A 24,223-nucleotide genomic window follows, 5' to 3' on the forward strand; every position below is an offset into this window, starting at 1 on the left:
ATCTGGCACGCTGGACGCCCGTGCGGACCGAACGGGTAAGCGGATACGGGCAGCCCGACCGGCGCGAGCCGAAGGTGGTCGTCGGAGCGGCGATCATCGCCGACGGGCGGGTCCTGGCCTGCGCGCGCTCCGCGCCCCCCGAGGTCGCCGGCCGGTGGGAGTTCCCCGGCGGCAAGGTCGAGCCGGGCGAGAGCGAGACCGCCGCCCTGGTTCGGGAGTGCGTCGAGGAACTCGCCGTACGCGTGGAGATCGGCGACCGGGTCGGCCGCGACGTCCGGATGGCGCACGGTCGCTCGGTGCTCAAGGTGTACACGGCCCGGCTGCTCCACGGCGACCAACCGAAGGCGCTGGAACACTCCGAGCTGCGCTGGCTCACCGCCAGCGAACTCGACTCCGTCGCCTGGCTCCCCGCCGACGCCCCGATCGTCGCCGCCCTCCGCCCACTGCTCGCCGCCGGCTGACCGCGGAAGCGGACACGGAGGCGAAAACGGGACGGGGGCCGGCGGCAAGTCGCCGCGGCCCCCGTCTTCGTTGTTGTCGTCGTGCTCAGTGCTTCGGCTCGTCCTGGCTCGGGTGAGCGAAGTTGAGGTGCTCGGGCGGCAGCGGGAAGGTGACGTCGTCGCCGAACGGCGACGGCGCCGCCGCCCGGTCGAAGGTCAGCTCCGTCAGCGGCAGCCTGCCGTTGGCGTCGACGGGCGCGGCGGTCGGGTGCGGCACCTGGCGGTGCCAGTTGACGCCCTTCTGCGCCTCCGCCTCATGGCGCGGGTCGTGCGAGCCGCCCGCGTGCGAGTGCACGCCGCCATGGGCGGCAGCGGAATGCGCCGCGCCGCTCTGCTGCGCGCTGGTTACGAAGGTCTGAGGCACCTGACCCCTCCGGAAGATCTTGCTACCAAGCCACACGAGGGGATCGTACCTGCGGTCGACGAACCGCTCCTTCATGGGGATGATCCCGTTGTCCGTGATCTTGATGTGCTCGGGACAGACCTCGGTGCAGCACTTGGTGATGTTGCAGAAGCCCAGACCCTGCTCGGCCTGCGCGTACTCCTTGCGGTCGGTCTTCGCGTCGAGCGGGTGCATGTCCAGCTCCGCGGCCCGGATGAAGAACCGCGGACCGGAGAACGCCTGCTTGTTCTCCTCGTGGTCGCGGATCACGTGGCAGACGTTCTGGCACAGGAAGCACTCGATGCACTTGCGGAACTCCTGCGAGCGCTCGACGTCCACCTGCTGCATCCGGTAGTCGCCCGGGGCGACGTCGGCCGGCGGCGCGAAGGCCGGGGTCTCCCGGGCCTTCTCGTAGTTGAACGAGACGTCCGTGACCAGGTCCCGGATGACGGGGAAGGTCCGCAGCGGCGTGACGGTGACCGTCTCGGTCTCCTCGAACGTCGACATCCGGGTCATGCAGCTCAGCCGCGGCTTGCCGTTGATCTCCATCGAGCAGGAGCCGCACTTGCCGGCCTTGCAGTTCCACCGGCAGGCCAGGTCGGGCGCGTCGGTGGCCTGGAGCCGGTGGATGACGTCGAGGACCACCTCGCCCTCGTTCACCTCGACCGTGTAGTCCTGCAGGTCGCCGCCGGTCTCGTCGCCCCGCCAGATGCGGAACTGTCGCTTCGCGCCCGGCTTGCCGGCCGCCTGGGATTTCTGCTCACCCATTTCGTCAGCTCTCCTTCTGCGCGAGGGCGTCGAACTCGGCGAGCTCCTCGTCGGTCAGGTACTTGGACAGCTCGGCACGGTCGAAGAGGCTGATCAGCTCGCCCCGCATCTTCGGCAGCGGCTTGTGGGTCAGCCGGACCGTGTCGCCGTCCAGCGAGCAGACCAGGTTGACCCGCCGCCACTTCGGGTCCATCGCCGGGTGGTCCTCCCGGGTGTGCCCGCCGCGCGACTCCTGCCGCTCCAGCGCCGCCTTCGCGGTGCACTCCGAGACCACCAGCATGTTGCGGAGGTCCAGCGCCAGGTGCCAGCCCGGGTTGTAGCGCCGGCCGCCGGCCGCGCTCACCTTCGCCACCCGCTCGCGCAGCTCCGCCAGCCTGCCCAACGCGTCGACCAGCTCACCCTCCCGCCGGATGATGCCGACCAGATCCCCCATCACCGCCTGGAGGTCCTGCTGGAGGGTGTACGGGCTCTCCCCGGTGTCCCGCTGCAGCGGCGCCAGCGCCGTCTCCACCGCGGTCTCCACGGCCGCGACCGGCACCTTCGGGCGCGAGGTCAACTGGTCGGCGTACGAGGCGGCGTGGCCGCCCGCCCGCTTGCCGAAGACCAGCAGGTCGGACAGCGAGTTGCCGCCGAGCCGGTTCGAGCCGTGCATGCCGCCGGAGACCTCACCGGCGGCGAAGAGCCCGCGCACGGCGCCGAACGCGGCACCGCTGTCCGGGTCCACCTCGACGCCACCCATCACGTAGTGACAGGTCGGGCCGACCTCCATCGGCTCCCTGGTGATGTCGACGTCGGCCAGCTCCTTGAACTGGTGGTACATCGACGGCAGCCGGCGGCGGATCTCCTCGGCCGGCAGCCGGGAGGCGATGTCCAGGTAGACGCCGCCGGCCGGCGTACCGCGACCGGCCTTGACCTCGCTGTTGATCGCGCGGGCGACCTCGTCGCGGGGGAGCAGCTCCGGCGGACGTCGGTTGTGGTCCGGGTCCTCGTACCAGCGGTCCGCTTCCTCCTCGGTCTCCGCGTACTGCTTGCGGAAGACGTCGGGGACGTAGTCGAACATGAACCGTTTGCCGTCGGAGTTCTTCAGCACGCCGCCGTCGCCACGCACCGACTCGGTGACCAGGATGCCCTTCACCGACACGGGCCAGACCATGCCGGTCGGGTGGAACTGGAGGAACTCCATGTTGATCAGAGTGGCCCCGGCGCGCAGGGCGAGAGCGTGACCGTCTCCCGTGTACTCCCAGGAGTTCGAGGTGACCTTGTAGGACCTTCCGACGCCGCCGGTGGCGAGGACCACCGCGGGTGCCTCGAACAGGATGAACTCGCCGGACTCCCGGTAGTAGCCGAACGCGCCGGCCACCCGCTCGCCGTCGAGCAGCAGCTCGGTGATGGTGGTCTCGGCGAAGACCTTGATCCGGGCCTCGTAGTCGCCGAGGTCGCGCTTGTCCTCCTGCTGCAGGGAGACGATCTTCTGCTGGAGGGTACGGATCAGCTCCAGGCCGGTCCGGTCACCGACGTGCGCCAGGCGGGGGTACTCGTGGCCACCGAAGTTGCGCTGCGAGATCTTCCCGTCCTTGGTGCGGTCGAAGAGCGCCCCGTACGTCTCCAGCTCCCAGATCCGCTGCGGCGACTCCTTCGCGTGCAGCTCGGCCATCCGGAAGTTGTTGAGGAACTTGCCGCCGCGCATGGTGTCGCGGAAGTGCACCTGCCAGTCGTCCCGGCTGTTCACGTTCCCCATCGCGGCTGCCGCGCCGCCCTCGGCCATCACGGTGTGGGCCTTGCCGAAGAGCGACTTGGAGATGATCGCCGTCTTCTTGCCGGCCAGTCGGGCCTCGATCGCCGCCCGCAGGCCGGCGCCGCCGGCCCCGATCACGACGACGTCGTAGTGGTGTCGTTCGATTCGCGTCTCAGTCATGTCCAGGGCCTCTAGTTGATGAACCGCAGGTCGTTGAACCAGCCGGCCCCCACCGCCATGACGTAGAAGTCGGTGAGCGCCAGGGTGCCGAGGGTGATCCAGGCGAGCTGCATGTGCCGGACGTTCAGCCAGGAGATGAACGTCCAGGCCTTGTACCGCACCGGGTGCTTGGAGAAGTGCTTGAGTCGCCCGCCGATGATGTGCCGGCAGGAGTGGCAGGAGATGGTGTACGCCCAGAGCATCACCACGTTGGCCAGCAGGATCAGGTTGCCGAAGCCGAAGCCGAAGCCCTTCGGCGAGTGGAAGGCGTAGATCGCGTCGTACGTGTTGATCAGCGAGATGATCGCGGCGGCGTAGAAGAAGTAGCGGTGCAGGTTCTGGCCGAGCAGCGGGAACCGGGTCTCCCCGCCGTACGACTCGTGCCCGTCGGGGACGGCGCAGGCCGGCGGCGACAGCCAGAACGACCGGTAGTACGCCTTGCGGTAGTAGTAGCAGGTCAACCGGAACAGCAGCAGGAACGGCAGGGTCAACGCCGCGTCCGGGATGATCCACCAGCCGGGCAGGAAGCTGCCGAAGTGCGAGGAGCCCTCGACGCACCGGTCCGTCACGCACGGGGAGTAGAACGGGGTCAGGTAGTGGTACGCGTCCACCCAGTACCACTTGTGCATGAAAACCCGGACCGTCGCGTACGCGACCCAGGCGCTGAGCCCGATGACGGTGATCAGTGGCTGGAACCACCAGCGGTCGGTCCGCAACGTCTTCGCCGCGATCGCGGCGCGTGCCCGCGCCCCCCGCGGCCTCGTTGCCGTTGATGTCATTCGAGTCGTCTCCCTGACGGGGCCCTCGCGGGCGGCGGATCAGTCGTACCGGTCAGCGGACCGGCGAGACCGCGTCCACTGCCACGTCTTGCGCACGCAGGCGACCGCACCGGCGTACCGGCGCAGCTAAGTGACACACGTTACGCCGATCTTCGCGGCCGGGCCGCGCAACGCAGTGTCCCGTGTGTCCCCCAGCTTGGAAAGAGCCGGAGCACGATCGATGTCCGGCTGTTAGGAAAGATCGTCCGGCGTGGTCAGCCCGAGGCGCCGCCGGTGAAGTTCCAGGCGGCCAGGCGCACCGGCGGCGCCTCCCACCACACGCCGTCCACCCGGTCCGGTTGCCGCACCGGCCGCCGGCCGAGGCCGAGCACCGCGCCCGGGCCGAGCGCCCGCGGGTACGACTCGGTGAAGCGGAAGTCGCGGACCGCCCGGGTCGGCACGCCGTCCTCGACCAGCCAGACCCCGTTGCGGGTCAGGCCGGTGATCACCAGGCGCTTCGGGTCGAGCACCCGGGTGTACCAGAAGTCGCTGACCAGCAGCCCCCGCTTCACCCCGGCGACCAGCGCGGCGGTGTCCGGGTCGGCCACCGCGCCGACGTCCGCGACCGGGACGCCGGCGGCCGGCCCGCCGTCGCCATGCGTGGCGAGGAGGCGGAGGTTGTGGGGGAGCGGGCCGAACGTGGTGCTGCCCGGGCCGCCGTGACCGGTGGAACCGGTGCCCGCCTGCGCGCCGCTGCGCCGATCGTGTGCCACGGCCCGGGTGATGCCCCCGTCCACCAGGGTCAGCGCCCGCCGGGCGGTCCCCTCCGGGTCGTACGGGAGGGCCGAGCCGTGCAGCGGGTCGTCGACCAGGGTCACCGCGGGGTCGAACTGGGCGACGCCCGGCTCGGCGAAGGACTGCCGCTCCAAGTACCGCTTGCCGTTGAAGCCGTACCACGCCAGGTTCTGCAACAGGTCGGCGACGGCGGCCGGTTCGAGCACCACCTCGTACCGGCCCGGCGGCAGCTCCACCGGGTCGGCGGCGGCGCGCGCCTTGGCGGCCGCCCGGGCGCCGAGGGCGGCGCCGTCGAGGTCGGCGAGGCGGTCGGCGCAGAGCCGGGCCACCCCGTCCGCCCCGCCGGTCCGCGCGATCCCGTCCATCGCCGCCTCGGTGGAGCGTCCGCGGGCGCTGTGACCGGCGGAATTGGCGAACGCCCCGGACCGGTGCGTCGTACGGCAGTAGCCGGCCGCCTCCAGCCCGCCGACCGCGTCCACGAAGGCGCGTACCCGGGCGGCGCGCTCGTCGGGGTCGGCGTGCGCGGTGGCCTCGTCCCAGTCGCCGGCCGGCGGCACCGCCGACGGCGGGATCAGCCCCGGCCAGGCCGGGTCGGGCGGGCCGAGCCGCGCCGCGGTCAGCGTCCGCTCCACCAGGGCGCGCAGCCCGTCGGGGGTGGCCACGCTGCCGCTGCCGGCGGCGGTCCGGCCGTCGACGTGCAGCCGCAGCCGGACCCCGATCGCCGACTCGGCGACGTTCTGGTGGATGAAGGAGTTGGCGAACCGGGTCAGCGCCAGCTCGAACCGGTTCGCCACCACCTCGGCCTGCGCCTGTGGCCCGGCGAGCCGGCGGACCAGCTCCACCACCTGACCGGCGACGTCCAGCTCGGTCACTCCCGCACCCTTCTGCCGGTCGGCCGAGTGGTCGTTCACGCCCGCACCCCCACCCGGACGTTGCGGAACCGGGCCGGGGCGGCCGGGTGGCCGGTGTGGCCGGTCTGGCCGGGTTGACCCTTGCCGCAGTTCGGCGTGCCCCACGGGACGATCTCGCTGGAGAGCATGTCCATCGACCGCCAGAAGAGCGGGCCGATCCCGGTGTACGTCGGGTTGCGCAGCATCCGCCCGCGCCGGCCCTTCTTCACCTCCCAACCGATCTCGCAGCCGAACTGGAAGTTGAGCCGCTTGTCGTCGATCGACCAGGAACGGTTGAGGTCCATCAGCACCCCGTCGTCGGTGGCGGCGATGATCTCATCGAGCGTGTGCGGGCCGGGCTCCAGGCCGACGTTGGTCATCCGCACCATCGGCAGCCGGGCCCAGCCGTCGGCGCGTACGCTGCCGCCGTGGTCGAGACCGGCGACGGCGGCCGAGTCCCGGCCGGCGAGCACGCCCACCCACCGCCCCTCGCGGACCGCGTCCCGCTTCACCGCCGGGGAGCCCTCGTCGTCGTAGCCGAAGCTGCCGAGTGCGCCGGGCAGCGCCGGGTCGATGGTGACGTTCATCAGCTCCGAGCCGTAGCGCAGCGTGCCGAGCTGGGCCAGGTCCAGCCAGGACGTGCCGGCGAAGGCGGCCTCCCAGCCGAGGATCCGGTCCAGCTCGATCGCGTGCCCGACCGACTCGTGGATCTGCAGCGCGAGCTGCTCGCCGCCGAGGATCAGGTCGGTCTCGCCGCTCGGGCACTCGGGTGCGGTGAGCAGCGCCCGGGACTCCTCGGCGATCCGGGCGGCGTGCGCGGCCAGGTCGAGCGAGGTGACCAGCTCCCAGCCGGTGGTGCCGTACTGGCCCCGGTAGCTGGGGTAGGAGCGGCGCTGCGTCTCCCCGTCGCCGATGGAGGTGGCCGAGATGCCGCCGCCGCACTCCCGGATCCGCTGGTCGATCCGGTGCCCCTCGCTGGAGACGAACCACTTGGCGGTGTCCCAGATCTGGTAGAGCCCCTCGGCCAGGTCGGCGCCGTGCTCCCGCATCGTCGCGGTGGCCCGCACCAGCAGGTCGCCCTTGTCCGACAGGGGCACGCCGAGCGGGTCGACGGCACAGTCCGAGGCCCAGCTCGCGGTGGTCGCCTCGACGGGGACCAGGTCGATGGGCGGGCCGGGGACCCGCGCGCTCGCGGCGGCTATCCGCGCGGCGCGCCGGCCGGCGTCCCGGGCCGCCGCGTCCGACAGGTCCGGTACGGCGTGGAAGCCCCAACTCGACCCGACCAGCGCCCGGACGCCCAGCCCGTTGCTCTCGTCCTGGGTCAGCTCCTCGATGTCGCCGTTGCGGGCCGACATCGACTCGTAGCGGCGGTGCATCACCCGGGCGTCCGCGTACCGGGCGCCCGCGTCGAGGGCGGCCTGGACGGCGGCGGTCGCCGCGTCGAACTCGGTCATGCGACCGACCCTAGGCGAGCCGACCGACATCCGTCAGGGGACGAGATCCTCCGGCCGGATCGTCGCCCGCACCGGCTCGGTCAGCTCCAGGACCTGGCCGGGCTTGGTCACCGACTGCTCCTTGTAGTGGCTGTGGTGCCGACGGTGGAGATGCACGGTGCCGGTCTCCTGCTCGATCAACAGATAGCATTCGATGCCCGCGGCGGCGTAGTAGTGCATCTTGAGCACCTTGTCGGTGGCCGCGTTGCTGGGCGAGATGATCTCGCAGACCAGCCGCACGTCCCTGGCCTCGACGTTGAGCTCGTCGAAGTCGATGGGGCCGGTGATGACGAGATCGGGAATCGGGATGCGGCCGGGCCGGAGCCGTACGTTGACCGCTTCGAGCACGTGCAACCCGGCCGCGCGCGCGGGGAGGCGCAGTGCCGCCCGCAACTCGCCGGAGATGTTCTGGTGCCGTGGGGTGGGGGCTGGGGTCACGTGGAGGCTCCCGTCGAAGAGTTCGACGCGTTGCTGCATCTCGCCGAGGGCGAGGTACTCCTCTTCGGTCCACGGTCCGTCGTGGCCGAACACCGCCGCGGTCATGGTCACCTCCACCTCGTGTCGGCGGGAATCTTCACGTGGTTACCCCGACCATGGTCGCACCCGACGTGCGACCGACGCGGGACGACATCGAGTTGTGGCGGTGAATGTCCAGGTGAGGGCTGTTCATGGCCGATGCCGAGTCGTTACGCTGAGCCCCGCTGACAGCTCCCGCCTTGTAGCTTATTTTCGCCCTCAGGACTTTGCTGTAGGTTCTCTTCACTACTGAGGGAGGCGGTCGTGGGCAGGTCGGAGTCGGCGCCGTCCGGGGAACCGGACCGCCCCGAAATGCCGGAGCAGCGCTCCAGCGAGGGGCCCTACCTGCGGGTGAACGACCTGCGGGTCCGGTTCGACACCGAGGACGGCGTGGTGCGCGCGGTCGACGGGGTGTCGTTCGCGGTCGAGCGGGGCCGCACGCTCGGCATCGTCGGCGAGTCCGGCTCGGGCAAGAGCGTCACCTCCCTGGCCGTCCTCGGCCTGCACAACGCCAAGCGCGCCAGTATCACCGGCGAGATCTTCGTCGGCGGCCGCCAGCTGGTCGGCCTGCCGGAGGAGGAGGTACGCCGGCTGCGCGGCCGGGACATGGCGATGATCTTCCAGGACCCGTTGTCGGCCCTGCACCCGTACTACACGGTGGGCAGGCAGATCGCCGAGGCGTACCGGGTGCACCACCCGAAGGCGGGGAAGCGGGAGGCCCGGCAGCGGGCGGTGGACATGCTCGGGCGGGTGGGGATTCCGCAGCCGGCGCGGCGGTTCGACCAGTACCCGCACGAGTTCTCGGGTGGCATGCGGCAGCGGGCGATGATCGCAATGGCCCTGGTCAACGATCCGGATCTGTTGATCGCGGACGAGCCGACGACGGCGCTGGACGTGACGGTGCAGGCGCAGATCCTGGATCTGCTGGCTGATCTGCAGGCGGAGTTCCATTCGGCGATCATTCTGATCACCCATGACCTGGGTGTGGTGTCGCAGGTGGCCGACGACGTGTTGGTGATGTACGGCGGTCGGGCGGTGGAACACGGGAGTGTGGCGCAGGTGTTGCGGCGGCCGCAGCATCCGTACACGTGGGGGTTGCTGTCGAGCGTGCCGTCGTTGCGCGGTGACGCGGACGCGGACCTGGTGCCGATTCCGGGCAATCCGCCGTCGTTGATCAATCTGCCGTCGGGGTGCGCGTTCCACCCGCGCTGCCGCTACGCCGGCCGCAACGGCAACCGGTCGACCACCGAGGTGCCCGAGTTGCGCCCGGCCGGGGAGGACGGGCACCTGGTCGCCTGCCACCTGCCGGCCGAGGAGCGCACCCGGCTCTACCAGGAGGACGTGGCACAGGTGGGGGTGGCGCGATGAGCGAGGAGCCGCTGCTGCGGGTGCGAGGTCTGGCGAAGCACTTCCCGGTGCGCGGTGGCTTCCGCACCACCGGGTTGGTGCGGGCGGTCGACGGCCTGGACTTCGACGTCCGGCCCGGGGAGACCCTGGGCCTGGTCGGGGAGTCCGGCTGTGGGAAGACCACCACCGGGCGGATGCTGGTGCGGTTGCTGGAGCCGACGGCCGGCAGTATCGAGTTCGCGGGGCGGGACATCACCCACGCCCGGCGGGGCGAGTTGCGGCCGTTGCGGCAGGACCTGCAGATCATCTTCCAGGACCCGTACGCGTCGTTGAACCCCCGGCACACGGTCGGCCGGATCGTGGCCATGCCGTTGCAGGTCAACGGCATCACCCCGCCCGGCGGCGTGAAGCAGCGGGTCCAGGAGCTGCTGGAACTCGTGGGGTTGAACCCGGAGCACTACAACCGGTACCCGCACGAGTTCTCCGGCGGGCAGCGCCAGCGCATCGGCATCGCCCGCGCCCTGGCGTTGCGGCCGAAGCTGATCGTCGCCGACGAGCCGGTCTCCGCCCTGGACGTGTCGATCCAGGCGCAGGTGATCAACCTGCTGCGGGATCTGCAACGCGACCTGGACCTGGCGTTCGTGTTCATCGCCCACGACCTGGCCGTGGTCCGGCACTTCTGCCACCGAGTCGCCGTCATGTACCTCGGCAAGATCGTCGAGATCGGTGACCGCGACGACATCTACCAGCGCCCGCAGCACCCCTACACCCGGGCGCTGCTGTCGGCGATCCCCGACGTGACCACCCTCGGCCCGGCCGGCCGGATCCGGCTCACCGGCGACGTGCCCACCCCGCTCAACCCGCCGTCGGGCTGCCGCTTCCGCACCCGCTGCTGGAAGGCGCAGGAGCGGTGCGCGACCGAGGAACCGGCACTGGTGCCGCGCGGCGGCAACCAGGCCACCGCCTGTCATTTCCCGGAGACGGGAACGATCAGCCCGAGCGCGAGCCCGGACCCCGCGCGGGCCGGCGCGAGTTCGGCCGGGCCGGTCGGCGAGACCGCCGAGGAGGTGTCGAAATGAGCATGTCCCCGGTCGAGGGCGTGGCACTGGCCGAGATCGAGTCCACCGGCACGGGTCCCGAGGAGAAGTCCCTCGTCGGTCGCTCACCGGGCCAACTGGTCTGGAGCCGGCTGCGGCGCGACCGTACCGCGCTGGTCAGCGGTGTGGTGCTGGCCCTGTTCGTCCTGCTGGCGGTGGCGGCGCCACTGGTCCAGCGGCTCTACGGGGTGTCGCCGAACGAGCAGTTCGGTGACCTGCTGGACACCACCGGCATGCCCCTCGGTTACGTCGGCGGGGTCAACGCCGACCACTGGTTCGGGCTCGAACCGGGCCTGGGCCGGGACATCTTCATCCGGATGATCTTCGGTATCCGCACCTCGCTGCTGATCGCGCTCGGCGCCGCGCTGGTCACCGCGACGATCGGGGTGGTGCTCGGGATCCTCGCCGGTTACCTCGGCGGGGTGATCGACTCGGTGATCGGTTGGGTCACCGACGTCGCCCTGGCGATGCCGTTCCTCGTCTTCGCGCTGGCCGTGGTGCCGACGTTCTCGCTGCGCTTCTACGGCCCCCGGGACGCGGTGCCGACCTGGTTCGCGGTCACCACGCTGATCGTGGTCTTCGCCGCGTTCGGCTGGACCGGCACCGCCCGGCTGGTACGCGGACAGGTGGTGTCGCTGCGCGAGCGGGAGTTCGTGGAGGCGGCCCGGGCCAGCGGGGCCGGGCTGGGACACATGCTCTTCCGGCAACTGCTGCCGAACATCTGGGCCCCGATCCTGGTCTCGTTCTCGCTCGCGGTGCCGGCGTACGTGACCGGCGAGGCCGCGCTGTCCTTCCTCGGCATCGGACTTCCCGAGTCGGTGCCGAGCTTCGGCCGGATGATCTACCGCAGCATCGACTACCTGCAGACCGACCCGGCCTACGTCTTCTTCCCCGGCATCACGATCTTCGCGCTCGTGCTGGCGTTCAACCTCTTCGGCGATGCGCTCCGCGACGCGCTCGACCCGAAGTCGTCACGGTAAGGGGTACTGCGCATGATGCGCTTCCTGCTGAAGCGGGTGCTGCTGGCGGTCTCGGTGCTGTTCGCGGTGAGCGTCGTCAGCTTCCTGATGTTCTTCGCGCTGCCCCGCGACCCGGTGACCGGCATGTGCCCGAAGAACTGCAACGCCGAGCGCCTGGAACGGGTGCGTACCGAGCTGGGGCTGAACGACCCGAGGACGGAGCAGTACGCCAACTACATGAAGGGCATCTTCGTCGGCCGCGACCTGGGCAGCGCGCAGGGCGGCAAGTGCGAGGCGCCCTGTCTCGGCTACTCCTACGTCAACAGCGAGGCGGTCAGCGACACCTTCGCCCGGGTCCTGCCGGTGACGTTGAACATCGTCATCCCGGCGGCGGTGCTGTGGCTCGCCCTCGGGGTCGGGCTGGGGATGATCTCGGCGTTGCGAAGAGGTTCGCTGCTCGACCGCGTCTCGATCGGGCTCACCCTGACGTTCGCCTCGTTGCAGCTCTACTTCGTCGGCGCCGTGCTGTTGCTGATCTTCGTCTACACCCTGAAGATCCTGCCGACGCCGCGGTACACGCCCCTCATGGACAACCCGGTGGAGTGGGCGCGGGGGCTCGTGCTGGCCTGGGTCACCCTGGCGCTGCTCTTCTCCGCGATCTACGCGCGGTTGTCGCGGGCGCAGATGCTGGAGACGCTCTCCGAGGACTTCGTCCGGACGGCCCGGGCCAAAGGCATGGCGAAGCGGCAGGTCTACGGGCGGCACGCGCTGCGGGCGGCGATCACGCCGATCGTGACGATCGCCGGTCTGGACGTGGGCGGCGCGCTCGGCGGCACGGTGATCACCGAGACGACCTTCGGGATCCAGGGGCTGGGCCGTACCGCGGTGGAGGCGGTCCGCCAGGGGGACCTTCCGACCATCATGGCCACCGTGTTGATCTCCGCGCTCTTCGTGGTCGTCGCGAACGTCGTCGTCGACCTGCTCTACGCGTTCATCGACCCCCGGGTACGCCTCGGCTGACCTCCCGGGTGCCGATCGTTGTGGCCCCGTTACCTGCTCGAAATTTACGGCGAACGAAAGCTAGGCGAAGCTTTCCTTCAATGGCGATCCCGGAGGAGTGAGTATGCGAGCAAGACTCGTCACCGCCATGGGCGGTGCGATCGCACTGGCGGTTGCCCTCGGTGCGTGCAGCAAGAACACCGGCGACAACGCCGACAGCGTGGACAACAACAAGCCGCGCACCGGCGCCATCGCGACCGACCCCAAGGACTCCCTCGGTCCGGCGCCGGAGGTGGCCGGCGCGGCCAAGGGTGGGACCTTCTACATCCTGCGCGAGAACAAGATCTCCCACCTGGACCCGCAGCGGGTCTACTCGTTCGCCGGTCTGATGGGTAGCCAGCTCTACGCCCGCTACCTCACCACCTTCAAGGACGACGGCAAGGGCAACGTCACCCTGGTCGGCGACCTGGCCGAAACCCCCGGCACCAACGTGAACAACGACTGCAAGGTCTGGGAGTTCAAGATCAAGCAGGGGGTGAAGTTCGAGGACGGCCGGCCGATCACCGCCAAGGAGATCGCGTACGGCATCGCCCGCTCCTTCGACCCGGACCTCACCGGCGGCCCGACCTACCTGCAGGAGTGGCTGGCCGACAGCCCGCAGTACGACACCAAGTGGAACTTCAAGGCCAACAAGACGTCGCTGCCGCCGGGGCTGAGCACGCCGGACGAGCGGACGCTGCGCTTCGAGTTCAACAAGCCCCGCTGCGACCTGCCGTTCGCCGTGTCGCTGCCGGCCACCGCTCCGCTGCCCGCGGACAAGGACACCGGCGTCAACCTCGACCAGCAGCCGTTCTCGTCCGGGCCGTACAAGATCACCAAGAACACGCCGGGCGTGGAGATGGTGCTCGAGCGCAACCCGAACTGGGACCCGGCGACCGACCCGGTGCGCCACCAGTACCCGGACAAGTTCATCTGGTCCTTCGGCGCGGACAACGCCACCCAGACCAACCGCGTGCTCGCCGGCACCGGCAACGACGCCGCCGCGGTGGCCACCGGCGGAGTCCCGTCCGAGCTGATCGCCAAGGTCACCGGCGACGCCAAGCTCAAGGAGCGGATGATCGTCGCCGCCACGCCGAACGCGTACCGGCTGAGCATCAACACCACCCGGGTCACGGACCTGTCCGTGCGGCAGGCGATCAACTACGCGATCGACCGCAGCAGCATCACCAAGAACCTCGGCGGCCCGTACGGCGCCGTGCCGCTCACCACGCTGCTGCCGCCCACCACGCTCGGCTACCAGAAGTCCGACGTGTACCCGGCCGGCGAGAGCGGCAACCCGGAGAAGGCGAAGGAGGTGCTCGCCGGCAAGAGCGTCAGCCTGGTGCTCGGCACCTCCGACGACACCCCGTCGCAGGAGACGGCGACCCAGGTCAAGAACGCCCTGGAGAAGGCCGGCTTCACGGTCACCATCAAGCCGATCCCCGAGGACGGCTACCTCGACGCGGTGAAGAAGAAGACCAACCCGTGGGACATCTGGGTCGACTCGTGGGCGGCTGACTGGCCCAGCGGCGCCTCGATCCTGCCGGTGCTCTTCGACGGCCGCAACATCAAGGCCGAGGGCAACAGCAACACGTCGCAGCTCAACAACGAGGCCATCAACGCCGAGTTCGACCGGGTGCTCGCGCTCGACCCGGCGAAGCAGGCCGACGAGTGGAGCAAGCTGGACGAGCGGCTCATGAAGGAGTCGGCGCCGGCCGTGCCGCTGTACAACGAGGTGGTCTCCGTCGCCCATGGCGAGAAGGCCGGCGGGGTCTTCGTGGGCAGCATCTTCGGCTGGCCCAGCTTCGTGGACGCCTACGTCAAGCAGTAACACCGCACGGATCGCCCCCGGCCGACAGCGTCGTCGGCCGGGGGCGGTCGCATCCGCGGGCCCTTCTCGTCGACGAGGCGCTCCTCACCGCAGGTGGGTGCGGAGGAAGTCCAGTTCCAGCTTGAGCAGGCGCTCGGCGGTGCCGCCGGTCGCCATGTGGGTCGCCCCGGTCAGCGGCAGCACCGCGTGCGGCCGGCCGGCGGCCAGCAGCGCCGCCGAGAGCCGCAGCGTGTGCGCGGCCAGCACGTTGTCGTCCACCAGGCCGTGCACCAGCAGCATCGGCCGGGCCTGCTCCGGGGCGCCGACCGGCTCGGCGGCCAGTTCCACCAGCGAGTGGTGGGCGTACACGTCCATCCCGTCTTCCGGCAGCCCCAGATAGCGCTCGGTGTAGGCGGTGTCGTACAGCGTCCAGTCGGTGACCGGCGCGCCGACGATCGCGCAGCGGAACAGCTCCGGGTGGCGCAGCACCGCCAGCCCGGCCAGCCAGCCGCCGAACGACCAGCCCCGCACGGCCACCCGGTCCAGGTCCAGGTCCGGATGCTTGCCCGCCAGGGCGGTGAGCGCGTCCACCTGGTCGGCCAGGATCACGTCGGCCAGCCGCCGGTGGATCGCCTTCTCGAACGACGGCGCGATCCCCGGGGTGCCCCGGTTGTCGATCGTCACCACCGCGAAGCCCGAGTCGGCCCACCACTGCCGTTCCAGCCAGGCCCCCCGGGCGGAGATCACCTCCTGGTGCCCGGGACCGCCGTAGACGTCCAGCAGCACCGGCAGCCGGGTGCCCTTCACGTGGTCGGTCGGGTAGAGCACCGCGGTCGGCAGCCGCCGGTCGGTCACCCGGACCAGGGTCGGCCTCGGCGCGTACGGCGGGTTGGCGGCCAGCGAGCGGAGCCGTGCCACCTCCCGGTCCTCGTGCCAGACCGACCACCTGGTCCCCGGGTGCTCCAGCGACGCGGTGCCGACCGCCAGCGTCGCGCCACCGATCGCGGCGGTGTGCCAACCCGGGTCGCCGCTCAACCGGCGGGCGTCCACGCCGCCGCCGATCGCCGTCCGGACCCGGAACAGGTGCCGTTGGCTCGGCTCGCCCTCGCTCGCCTCGACCAACAGGTCCGCCGGGCCGTTCGGGCCCGCCGGCAGCCGGCCCACCACCCGGCGTACGTAGAGCGACGGCGGGGTGAGCAGGGTGCCGTCGGCGAACAGGCAGCGGGCGTCGTACCCGTCGTGAGCCAGCTCCCCGCCCACCAGCACCCGCCCGTCGGGCAGGTGGGCCGGGGTGCCGGGGATCGGCTCCACCCAGCGCGGGTCGGCCAGCTCGGCGTGCACCTGGGTCTCCCCGGTACGCGGGTCCACCGCGAGCACCAGGCCGTGCTGCTGGGACCGGCGCAGCACGGTGATCAGCGGCCCGCCGTCCGCCCAGTCCACCGAGGTCAGGTACGGGTAGGTCTCGCGGTCCCAGTGCACGTCGACCCAGCCGCCGTCCAGGTCGAGCAGGTGCAGACTGACCTCGGCGTTCTGCCCGCCCGCGCGGGGGTACGCGATGGTCGTCGGCGGGCTCGCCGGATCGGCCGGGTCGTGCAGGTGCCAGTGGGGCAGCCGAGACTCGTCCACCCGCGCGGCCAGCACCGAGCGCCCGTCCGGCGCCCACCAGTAGCCGCGGAAGCGGTCGAACTCCTCGGCCGCGATGTGCTCGGCCAGACCCCAGGTGACGCCGCTGTCCTCGCCGGCCAGCAGGGTGTCCGTGCCGTCGGACTCGACCACCCGGAGCTGCCCGCGGCGCACCCCCTCGGCGGCGTCGGTGACGTAGGCCAGTCGTTCCCCGGTCGGATCCGGACGGGGGTCGATCACCGGGCCGACGGTGGCCACCTCCACCACGTCGCCGTGCACCAGGTCCGCCCGAAACAGGCGGCCGGCCAGCGGGAACACCGCGATCCGGCCGGCCGCGTCCAGGGCGTACGAGCCGATGCCGGCGGCGCTGAGCCGCAGCCGTTCGCGCAGCGCCCGCTCGCCCGGCGCCAGCGCGGCCGGGTCGGCGTCCGCCTCGAGCAGGGTCGCCGGGTCGGCGACCAGCCGTTCCTCGGCGGAAGCGACGTCCAGCAGCCAGAGCGCGTCGGCGGGGTCCTCCGGACCGGACGAGCGCAGGAAGATCACCCGGGAGCCGTCGTCGGCGACGGAGACGGCGCGCGGCGCCCCGTGGCTGAACCGGCGGGTACGGGCGGCCAGCTCGGGAAAGTCCACAGTTCGGATCGTAGAGCCGCATCGGGCGTGATGTGGCCGACCTGGGTGGACGCGTCAGGCTCGGTCGGCGGAGGACGACGGTTAGAGTGACGGTCGTGACGACCCTGCCCGACCGCCGCCTGCTGCTGGTCCACGCGCACCCCGACGACGAGTCCATCGGCACCGGTTCGACCATGGCGCACTACGCCGCGACCGGGGCCCACGTCACCCTGGTGACCTGCACGCTGGGCGAGGAGGGCGAGATCCACGTGCCCGAGCTGGCCCAGCTCGCCGCGGCCGAGGCCGACCAGCTCGGCGGGTACCGGATCGGCGAGCTCGCCGCCGCCTGCGCCGCGCTCGGCATCACCGACCACCGCTTCCTCGGCGGCGCCGGCCGCTACCGCGACTCGGGGATGATGGGGCTCGCCACCAACGAGCACCCCCGCGCCTTCTGGCAGGCGGACGTCGACGAGGCCGCCGGGCACCTGGTGGAGATCATGCGCGAGGTACGCCCGCAGGTCATGATCACGTACGACCCCGACGGCTTCTACGGGCACCCGGACCACATCCAGGCGCACCGGGTGGCGATGCGGGCGGTGGAACTCGCCGCCGTCGGGGGCTTCGCCCCCGCGAAGGTCTACTGGACGGCCATGCCGCGCAGTGTGCTGGCGGCCGGCCTGGAGCACTTCGTCGAGGCCTCGGACAACCCCTTCGCCGGCATCGAGAGCGCCGACGAGCTGCCCTTCGGCACCCCCGACCCGGAGATCGCCGCCCGGATGGACGCCACCGACCAGCACACCGCCAAGGAGGCGGCGATGCGGGCGCACGCCACCCAGATCCCGGCCACCTCCTGGCTCTACTCGATCGCCGGCAACTTCGGCGCCGAGTTCATGGGCGTCGAGTACTTCACCCTGGCGGTCGGCGAGAAGGGTCCGGGCAACGGCCCGTACGGCTGGGAGGACGACCTGTTCGCCGGGCTGGCGCTGGACGGGCCGGACCGGTCCCCGGTCGCGGCAGCCGGCCTCCGGTGACCCTGCCGACCGCGTCGATGTCGGTCGTACCCGAGCAGGAGCCGGCGCCGCCGCCCGCGCGCCCACGGCCGGCGGTCGACCTCGCGCTGCGGGTCGCCGGTGGCCTGATCGCCGTGCTCGCCGGGGTGCTCTCGGCGGTGCTGGAGCTGCTGCTCTCCACCGTGCGGGTGGGCGGTCAGCTGATCGGCGTGTCGGCGCTGGTGGCGATCGGCGCCGGCATCGCGCTGAGCTGGTTCGCCCACGAGGCGGTCGGCACCCGGTGGGCGGTGGTGCTGCCCGCCGTGCCGTGGTTCGCGCTGATGGCGGTGGCCTCGGTCCGGACCACCGAGGGGGACCTGCTGGTCTCCGGTGACAACTGGGTCGGGCTGGCGATGATCGTCGCCGGGGCGATGACGTTCGCGGTGATGGGCTTCCGGCAGATCCTCGCGCCACCGGCCCGGCACCACGGGTGATGACGGCACACAGGTTGCGGTGGTAGACATTCCTGCCAGAAGTCCCGCCGCTCCGGCGGGCGTACGGCGGAGGTGTGCGATGGGGCGGTGGCGCGCGGTGGGCGTGCTCGCGATGGCGCTGTTCGCGGTCAACGTGCTGGCCCGGCTGGTCATCAGGTTCGGTTTCGAGGGCGACGACAGCGCCGCCGACCGGGTGTCCCTGGTGATGTTCGCGGTGATCGGGCTGATCCTCGCCGCGCTGGCGTTCCGCTGGGGGCGCGACCGTCCGGTGGGCCGCTGGGCCGGTGAGCTCGCCGCTGCGGTGGGCGTGGCGCTGGCGCTGACCGTGTTCGTCGCCCCGCTGCTGGTCGGCGAGAACCCGTTCGGCGGTGGCGCCGGGCTCTTCTTCGCCCAGATCTGGCTCTACCTCGCCGCCGCGGGGGCGGGCGTGCTGGTCGGCTACCTGATCCTCACCGCGCTCGGCCGCGACTACCGCTCCCAGCAACTCAAGCGGTACGCCCAGCTCAAGGCTGCCAAGCCGCGCCGCGTCGTTCGCCGCTGACCCCCACACACAGCGCCATGATCGTCTGTTGCTGAGGGGCCCGCCGCGCCGTCGGCCGGCCCACTGCACAGCAGACGATCATGAATCGAGGCGGCGGGTCGCGCCGCGGGCTCAGGCGGGGGCGACGCGGGTCAGGTACGTGTGGTGGGTGGTGAAGCCGAGACCCCGGTAGAGGGCCACCGCCGGGGTGTTGCGCTGCTCGACCTGGAGGAAGGCGTGGCTCGCCCCTTGCGTCGTGCCCCAGTCGACCAGCGACCGCAGCACCCGGCCGGCCAGCCCCTGCCGACGCGCCTCGGGCAGCACCTCGATCAGGGTCAGGCCGAGCCAGCGCCCCTGCCCGGTGACCGTGCCCCGGCCGACGGCGACCAGCCTGCCGTCGGCGTACACCTGGGCGAAGCGGACCCGGTCCACGGCGGTGAGCACGTGCCGGGCGGCGTCCGGCAGGCCGCCCTTGCGGCCGGCGGCGACGGCCAGCCAGTCGTCCGACGGCGCGGCGGCCAGCTCGACCGGCGGCAGGCCGGCGCGGGCCGGCGCGGGTGCCGACAGCGCGGCGAGCGCCACGGTCTGTACCAGCACCGGCGGCCGGGCGCCCCACCCCCGCGCGTCCAGCTCGGCGCCGACCGGCGCGGCGAGCGGCAGCGGGGTGTTGACCATGGCCGGCTGGCCGTGGTCGGCGTACCAGCGCTCGACGGCGTCCAGGGCGGCCGGGAGCGGGCGGTCCGGGTCGCCCACCGGCAGCGCCGAGTTCGCCCGGCCGGTCCAGCCGTCGGCGCTGCGCAGCAGCCAGTCGCCGAGCCGACCGCGGACGGGGGCGGGCCACGCCTCGTCGGCGGCCAGTTCCAGGGCGACCACCGCGGCGGCGGTCGGCCGGCGGGCCGGCGGCACCCGCTTGGCCCGGTGCACCTCGCCCACCGGGACCCGCAGCCGGCCCTGGGCGGTCGCCAGCGTGATGTGGGTCTCGCTCAGCTCGACCAGCTCCCCGAGGGCGTCGGAGAAGAGCGGCCGGCCTTCGCGAATCCCTACAATCCGGCGGACCACGATCCGGTGTCCCACGTCCTGCTGCCGGAGCACCATTCATCCCCTCCCCGGCGAGATACTAGGCTCTTACCGTCGCGGGTGATCGCGGCGAGTCTTGCGGAGGAGAAGACCGGTGACCTACATCATCGCCGAGCCGTGCGTCGATGTGCTCGACAAGGCATGCATCGAGGAGTGCCCGGTCGACTGCATCTACGAGGGCAATCGGATGCTCTACATCCACCCCGACGAGTGCGTCGACTGTGGTGCCTGTGAGCCGGTCTGCCCGGTCGAAGCGATCTTCTACGAGGACGACGTCCCGGAGCAGTGGAAGGACTACACCGGGGCGAACTACGAGTTCTTCGAGGACCTCGGCTCGCCCGGCGGCGCCTCCAAGATCGGCAAGGTGGAGAAGGACGCCTCGTTCGTCGCCGCCCAGCCGCCGCGCGGAGAGGGCCACTGAACCGGCCCGCGCCGGTCTCGTCGCGGCTGCCCGACTTCACCTGGGACACCCTGGACGCCGCGGCCGCGACGGCAGCGGCGCACCCGGACGGTCTGATCAACCTCTCCATGGGCACGCCGGTGGACCCGGTGCCCACGGTGATCCGGCAGGCGCTCGCCGACGCGTCCAACGCCCCCGGCTACCCGCTGACCGCGGGCACCCCCGCGCTGCGGGAAGCCATCGCGGCGTGGGTCGCCCGGGCCTGCGGCGCCGGCGTCGACGGGCTGGGGGTGCTGCCGACGATCGGCTCGAAGGAGCTGGTCGCCTGGCTGCCCACGCTGCTCGGCGTCGGCCCCGGTGACGTGGTCGTGGTGCCGTCCATCGCCTACCCGACGTACTCCGACGGGGCCCGGCTGGTCGGCGCCACCACCGTCCGCACCGATTCGCTGACCGCGGTCGGCCCCACCTCCCGGGTACGCCTGGTCTGGGTCAACTCGCCCGGAAACCCGACCGGCCGGGTGCTGCCCGCCACCCACCTGCGCAAGGTGGTCGACTGGGCCCGCGAACGCGGCGCCGTGGTCGCCAGCGACGAGTGCTACCTGCCGCTGGGCTGGGAGGCCGAGCCCGTCTCGATCCTCTCGCCGAAGGTCTGCGGCGGGTCGTACGACGGCGTGCTGGCGGTGCACTCGCTCTCCAAGCGCTCCAACCTGGCCGGTTACCGGGCCGGCTTCGTCGCCGGTGACCCGGCGCTGGTGGCCGAGCTGCTCAAGATCCGCAAGCACGCGGGCATGATCGTGCCCGCCCCGGTGCAGGCCGCGATGGTGGCCGCGCTCGGCGACCAGGCGCACGCCGACGCCCAGCGGGAGCGCTACCGGGCCCGCCGCGAGCGGCTGCACTCCGCGTTCACCGGCGCCGGCTTCACCGTCGAGCACTCCGAGGCCGGGCTCTACCTGTGGATGACCCGGGACGAGGACTGCTGGGAGACCGTCGACTGGCTGGCCCGCAGGGGCATCCTGGTCGCCGCCGGGGTCTTCTACGGCCCGGCCGGCTCCCGGCACGTCCGGGCGGCGCTGACCGAGTCCGACGAGCATGTCGCGGCGGTCGCCGGCCGGTTGCGCGGCTGACCCCGGGGCTGCTGCGGCGATGACTGACGGGGTGAGCGACAAGCGCCCGGTCCTCGGCGAGCGTACGGCCGCGGTGATCGGTACCGGACTGATCGGCGGGTCGGTGCTGCTGCGGCTACGCGCGGCCGGGCTGGACGTCGCCGGGTGGGACCCGGACCCGGCCACCCGCCGGTACGCCGACGCGCAGGGCTTCGTCGCTCCGGACACCCTGGAGGAGGCGGTCGCCGGCCGGGACGTGGTGTTCCTCTGCGGTCCGCTGCCGAGCCTGCCGGGGACGCTGTCCCGGGTCGCCGCCGCCACCGACGAGCACTGCGTCCTCACCGACGTGGGCAGCACCAAGGCCCAGGTGGCCGCCGCCGCCGGCGCGCTGGGGCTGGGACATCGGTTCGTCCCCGGTCATCCGATGGCCGGCGCGGACCGCGCGGGTCTCGCCTCCGCCTCCCCGGGGCTGCTCGACGGGGCGGCCTGGGTGCTCTGCCCGACCGGGTCGGGGATGGCCGCGTTCCGGCGGCTCGCCGCGCTGGTCATCGACGTCTTCGGGGCCTGGGTGGTGCCCATGTCCGCGCCGGAGCACGACGTGGTCGCGGCCCTCTCCTCGCACGTGCCGCACCTGCTGGCCGGTGCGCTGGCCGGGGCGGTGCAACGGTCCGCGCTGCGTGAGGCGGTGCTCGCCCTCGCCGCGGGCAGCTTCACCGACGGCACCCGGGTGGCCGGCGGCCCGCCCAACCGGACCGCGAACATGCTGCTGGCCAACCGGGGACCGGTGCTGACCGGGCTGGATGCGGTCCGGGTCGTCCTCGACGACCTGGCCGACGCGCTGCGGGCCGGTGACCGGGCCACCCTGACCGCCCTGCTCGACGAGGGCCGCGCCGCCCGCGCCGCGGTGCGGGGTCGGCCCTTCACCGCCCACCGCCGGGAGTTCCGGGCCGGGGTCGACCACGCGGGGGAGCTGGCGTACCTGCGAGAGCTGGGCGCGGCCGGGGGCCACCTGACGGAGTGCCGGGTCGAGGCCGGGGCGGTCGCCTACACCGGGCACCTGCCGGGGCCGCCCGGCTGAACCGCGCCCCGCGCCCCCGCGCCCGGGACGGCCGCGGTTAGGGTGAGGGCATGGCGGACGCACCGGTGGTGGCGGTACGCGGCGAGGCGTACCGGGAGGTCGCCCCCGAGCTGGCCGAGTTCACGGTGACCGCGACCGCCCGGGACCGCGACCGGGAGACGACGTTGACCCGGCTGGCCGAGCGGGCCGCCGCGGTCCGGGTGCTGCTCGACTCCTCCGGCCCGGCCATCGAGCGCCGGGAGACCGGCCAGCTGCGGGTCTGGCCCGAGACGAAGCGCTCGGGCGAGCGGGTGGTGGCGTACCACGGCAGTGTGGGCACCACCGTCACCATCACCGACTTCACCGCGCTCGGCGAGCTGATGCTGCGCCTGGCCGACCAGGACCAGGTCGAGGTGGCCGGCCCGTGGTGGTCGCTGCGGCCGGAGAGCCCCGCGTACCGGGAGGCCCGGCACGCCGCGATCGCGGACGCGCTGGCCCGGGCCCGGGAGTACGCGGAGGCGCTCGGCGCCCGGGTGACCGCCCTGCTGGAGCTGTCCGACACCGGTACGGGCGCCCAGCCGATGATGGCCCGCGCCGCGTTCGGCAAGGGCGCCGGCGGGCGGGCCGACGTCGCGCCGGAGCTGGAGCTCGACCCGCGCCCGCAGTCGGTGCAGGCCGCGGTGGAGGCGCGTTTCACCATCAGCGAGCCGGTGCTCGGCTGATGCCTCCGGCGCAGGTCCTGCCCTTCGACGAGCTGGCCGCCCGGGCGCGGACCCTCGCCGCGGCCGGTCCCCGGCAGCTGCTCGGCATCGCCGGGGCACCCGGGGCCGGCAAGTCCACGCTGGCCGAACGGCTCGTCGCGGCGGTCGGGCCGACCGCCCGGCTGGTGCCGATGGACGGCTTCCACCTCGCCCAGTCCGAGCTGGTCCGGCTCGGCCGGCAGGAGCGCAAGGGCGCGCCGGACACCTTCGACGTCAACGGGTTCGTCTCGGTGCTGCGCCGCCTGCGGCGGCTGGAGCCGACCTCGGTCTGGGCGCCGGCGTTCCGCCGGGATCTGGAGGAGCCGGTCGCCGGGGCGATCGAGGTGCCGCCCGAGGTCCGGCTGGTGGTGACCGAGGGGAACTACCTCCTGCTGCGGGACGAGCCGTGGGAGGAGGTCCGGACCCTGCTGCACGAGATCTGGTTCCTCGATCTCGACGCCGAACTGCGGCTGCGTCGGCTCACCGCCCGGCACGAGGCGTACGGGAAGTCGCCGGAGCAGGCCCGGGCCTGGGCGCTCGGCAGCGACGAGGCCAACGCCGCCCTGGTCTCCGGCACCGCCGGCCGCGCCGACCTGGTGGTACGCCTGACCGAGCCCCCGCCCGTTTGACGGCACCGCGCGGCGCAGCAGCCAGGCCACCCGGGCCCGTTCCCGGTGGAACTCCGGCGCGTGCCTTGCGGTTGGACGCGGTCAGGCGAGTTCGCGTACGACCCGGGCGGGGTTACCGACCGCGACCACGTTGGCCGGGAGGTCCTTCGTCACGACGGCCCCCGCGCCGACCACCGTGTTCTCGCCGATGGTGACCCCGGCGAGCACGATGACCCCGCCCCCGAGCCAGACGTTGTCCCCGATGGTGATCGGCTTGGCCGCCTCCCACTTGGCCCGGCGCGGCTCCGCCTCGATCGGGTGGGTCGCGGTGAGGAGTTGGACGTTCGGTCCGATCTGGACGTCGGCGCCGATGGCGATCCGGGCGACGTCGAGGAAGACGGCGTTGAAGTTGACGAAGCTGCGCGGGCCGATGTGGGTCTGCCAGCCGTAGTCGCAGTGGAAGGGTGGCCGCACCCAGGTGTCCTCGCCGAGCGAGCCGAGCAGTTCCCGCAGCGCCGCGAGCCGACCCTCCGCGGCGGAGCTGGTGTTGAAGCGTTCGGTCAGCCGGGCGGCGCGGTCCAGGTCGGCGATGATCTCGGGGTCGTCGGCGATGTACGCCTCGCCGGCGAGCATGCGTTCCCTCATGGAGCTCACCGGGTGATCATCCCTGGACCCCTCGTCGTTTGGTGCCACCGT

23 protein-coding genes are annotated in these 24,223 nt (G+C 72.3%); 14 read left to right on the forward strand and 9 right to left on the reverse strand.

The features are described from left to right. Positions 1–20 precede the first annotated feature (20 nt). A complete protein-coding gene (locus tag ACFOYX_RS20525) occupies positions 21–461 on the forward strand; it encodes a (deoxy)nucleoside triphosphate pyrophosphohydrolase (RefSeq protein ID WP_322440365.1) in 441 nt (146 codons plus the stop codon). An 85-nt stretch (positions 462–546) separates the two neighbouring features. Here ACFOYX_RS20525 and ACFOYX_RS20530 read toward each other — a convergent pair whose 3' ends face one another. The 6 genes from ACFOYX_RS20530 to ACFOYX_RS20555 all read right to left on the reverse strand — a co-directional run bounded on the left by ACFOYX_RS20530 (position 547) and on the right by ACFOYX_RS20555 (position 8,083). Beyond that, positions 547–1,650 carry a succinate dehydrogenase/fumarate reductase iron-sulfur subunit gene (locus ACFOYX_RS20530; protein WP_322440366.1) on the reverse strand — a complete coding sequence of 368 codons (1,104 nt, stop codon included), beginning with the start codon at positions 1,648–1,650 and terminating at the stop codon, positions 547–549. 4 nt (positions 1,651–1,654) lie between these two features. Then, the gene (locus tag ACFOYX_RS20535; RefSeq protein ID WP_322440367.1) at positions 1,655–3,565 is read right to left on the reverse strand and encodes a fumarate reductase/succinate dehydrogenase flavoprotein subunit; all 1,911 of its coding nucleotides are present in this window, start codon (positions 3,563–3,565) and stop codon (positions 1,655–1,657) included. A gap of 11 nt (positions 3,566–3,576) precedes the next feature. Continuing rightward, the gene (locus ACFOYX_RS20540) at positions 3,577–4,383 is read right to left on the reverse strand and encodes a hypothetical protein (protein WP_109801766.1); all 807 of its coding nucleotides are present in this window, start codon (positions 4,381–4,383) and stop codon (positions 3,577–3,579) included. A gap of 254 nt (positions 4,384–4,637) precedes the next feature. After that, entirely contained in the window at positions 4,638–6,029 is a 1,392-nt protein-coding gene (locus tag ACFOYX_RS20545; RefSeq protein WP_322440402.1) for a metallopeptidase TldD-related protein, read from the reverse strand. Positions 6,030–6,064: 35 nt separating this feature from the next. Continuing rightward, a complete protein-coding gene (locus tag ACFOYX_RS20550) occupies positions 6,065–7,501 on the reverse strand; it encodes a TldD/PmbA family protein (protein ID WP_322440368.1) in 1,437 nt (478 codons plus the stop codon). Between the two features lie 33 nt (positions 7,502–7,534). Further along, positions 7,535–8,083, reverse strand: a complete 549-nt coding sequence (locus ACFOYX_RS20555; protein ID WP_322440369.1) for a Uma2 family endonuclease — start codon at positions 8,081–8,083, stop codon at positions 7,535–7,537. A 285-nt stretch (positions 8,084–8,368) separates the two neighbouring features. Here ACFOYX_RS20555 and ACFOYX_RS20560 point away from each other — a divergent pair, with 285 nt between their 5' ends. The 5 genes from ACFOYX_RS20560 to ACFOYX_RS20580 all read left to right on the forward strand — a co-directional run bounded on the left by ACFOYX_RS20560 (position 8,369) and on the right by ACFOYX_RS20580 (position 14,328). Next, complete coding sequence (locus ACFOYX_RS20560) at positions 8,369–9,424, forward strand: ABC transporter ATP-binding protein (protein WP_322440403.1); 1,056 nt, start codon at positions 8,369–8,371, stop codon at positions 9,422–9,424. Further along, on the forward strand, positions 9,421–10,482 hold the full coding sequence (locus ACFOYX_RS20565; RefSeq protein WP_322440370.1) for a dipeptide ABC transporter ATP-binding protein: 1,062 nt from the start codon (positions 9,421–9,423) through the stop codon (positions 10,480–10,482). The genes ACFOYX_RS20560 and ACFOYX_RS20565 overlap by 4 nt, the downstream gene beginning before the upstream one ends. Continuing rightward, a complete protein-coding gene (locus ACFOYX_RS20570; RefSeq protein ID WP_109801770.1) occupies positions 10,479–11,480 on the forward strand; it encodes an ABC transporter permease in 1,002 nt (333 codons plus the stop codon). The genes ACFOYX_RS20565 and ACFOYX_RS20570 overlap by 4 nt, the downstream gene beginning before the upstream one ends. A 12-nt stretch (positions 11,481–11,492) precedes the next feature. After that, positions 11,493–12,479, forward strand: coding sequence for an ABC transporter permease (locus tag ACFOYX_RS20575; protein WP_322440371.1), 987 nt, complete (start codon positions 11,493–11,495; stop codon positions 12,477–12,479). 103 nt (positions 12,480–12,582) lie between these two features. Continuing rightward, a complete protein-coding gene (locus ACFOYX_RS20580) occupies positions 12,583–14,328 on the forward strand; it encodes an ABC transporter substrate-binding protein (protein WP_322440372.1) in 1,746 nt (581 codons plus the stop codon). An 84-nt stretch (positions 14,329–14,412) separates the two neighbouring features. On the opposite strand, the gene ACFOYX_RS20585 is transcribed toward ACFOYX_RS20580, so the two are convergent. Next, a complete protein-coding gene (locus ACFOYX_RS20585; protein ID WP_322440373.1) occupies positions 14,413–16,560 on the reverse strand; it encodes a prolyl oligopeptidase family serine peptidase in 2,148 nt (715 codons plus the stop codon). 86 nt (positions 16,561–16,646) lie between these two features. Here ACFOYX_RS20585 and mshB point away from each other — a divergent pair, with 86 nt between their 5' ends. The 3 genes from mshB to ACFOYX_RS20600 all read left to right on the forward strand — a co-directional run bounded on the left by mshB (position 16,647) and on the right by ACFOYX_RS20600 (position 18,563). Beyond that, complete coding sequence (gene mshB / locus ACFOYX_RS20590) at positions 16,647–17,570, forward strand: N-acetyl-1-D-myo-inositol-2-amino-2-deoxy-alpha-D-glucopyranoside deacetylase (protein WP_322440374.1); 924 nt, start codon at positions 16,647–16,649, stop codon at positions 17,568–17,570. A 17-nt stretch (positions 17,571–17,587) separates the two neighbouring features. Next, on the forward strand, positions 17,588–18,022 hold the full coding sequence (locus ACFOYX_RS20595; protein WP_109801788.1) for a hypothetical protein: 435 nt from the start codon (positions 17,588–17,590) through the stop codon (positions 18,020–18,022). Between the two features lie 79 nt (positions 18,023–18,101). Beyond that, the gene (locus ACFOYX_RS20600; RefSeq protein ID WP_322440375.1) at positions 18,102–18,563 is read left to right on the forward strand and encodes a hypothetical protein; all 462 of its coding nucleotides are present in this window, start codon (positions 18,102–18,104) and stop codon (positions 18,561–18,563) included. Between the two features lie 111 nt (positions 18,564–18,674). Here ACFOYX_RS20600 and ACFOYX_RS20605 read toward each other — a convergent pair whose 3' ends face one another. Beyond that, entirely contained in the window at positions 18,675–19,634 is a 960-nt protein-coding gene (locus ACFOYX_RS20605) for a GNAT family N-acetyltransferase (protein WP_322440404.1), read from the reverse strand. A 79-nt stretch (positions 19,635–19,713) separates the two neighbouring features. Between ACFOYX_RS20605 and fdxA the strand changes: the two genes are divergently transcribed. The 5 genes from fdxA to ACFOYX_RS20630 are packed head-to-tail and all read left to right on the forward strand — an operon-like array spanning position 19,714 to position 23,548. Next, the gene (gene fdxA, locus ACFOYX_RS20610) at positions 19,714–20,040 is read left to right on the forward strand and encodes a ferredoxin (protein ID WP_089005361.1); all 327 of its coding nucleotides are present in this window, start codon (positions 19,714–19,716) and stop codon (positions 20,038–20,040) included. Further along, on the forward strand, positions 20,037–21,143 hold the full coding sequence (gene dapC, locus ACFOYX_RS20615) for a succinyldiaminopimelate transaminase (protein ID WP_322440405.1): 1,107 nt from the start codon (positions 20,037–20,039) through the stop codon (positions 21,141–21,143). The genes fdxA and dapC overlap by 4 nt, the downstream gene beginning before the upstream one ends. Before the next feature lie 19 nt (positions 21,144–21,162). Beyond that, positions 21,163–22,200: a prephenate dehydrogenase/arogenate dehydrogenase family protein gene (locus ACFOYX_RS20620; protein WP_322440376.1), complete on the forward strand. Its 1,038-nt coding sequence runs from the start codon at positions 21,163–21,165 to the stop codon at positions 22,198–22,200. Positions 22,201–22,250: 50 nt separating this feature from the next. After that, positions 22,251–22,901 carry an SIMPL domain-containing protein gene (locus ACFOYX_RS20625; protein WP_322440377.1) on the forward strand — a complete coding sequence of 217 codons (651 nt, stop codon included), beginning with the start codon at positions 22,251–22,253 and terminating at the stop codon, positions 22,899–22,901. Continuing rightward, positions 22,901–23,548 carry a nucleoside/nucleotide kinase family protein gene (locus tag ACFOYX_RS20630; RefSeq protein WP_322440378.1) on the forward strand — a complete coding sequence of 216 codons (648 nt, stop codon included), beginning with the start codon at positions 22,901–22,903 and terminating at the stop codon, positions 23,546–23,548. Before ACFOYX_RS20625 ends, ACFOYX_RS20630 begins: the two co-directional genes overlap by 1 nt. A gap of 81 nt (positions 23,549–23,629) precedes the next feature. Here ACFOYX_RS20630 and ACFOYX_RS20635 read toward each other — a convergent pair whose 3' ends face one another. Beyond that, positions 23,630–24,181, reverse strand: a complete 552-nt coding sequence (locus ACFOYX_RS20635; RefSeq protein ID WP_322440379.1) for a sugar O-acetyltransferase — start codon at positions 24,179–24,181, stop codon at positions 23,630–23,632. Between the last annotated feature and the right edge of the window lie 42 nt (positions 24,182–24,223).

It is taken from the genome of Micromonospora sp. GCM10011541 (genome assembly GCF_042650725.1).
Lineage (GTDB): Bacteria > Actinomycetota > Actinomycetes > Mycobacteriales > Micromonosporaceae > Micromonospora > Micromonospora sicca.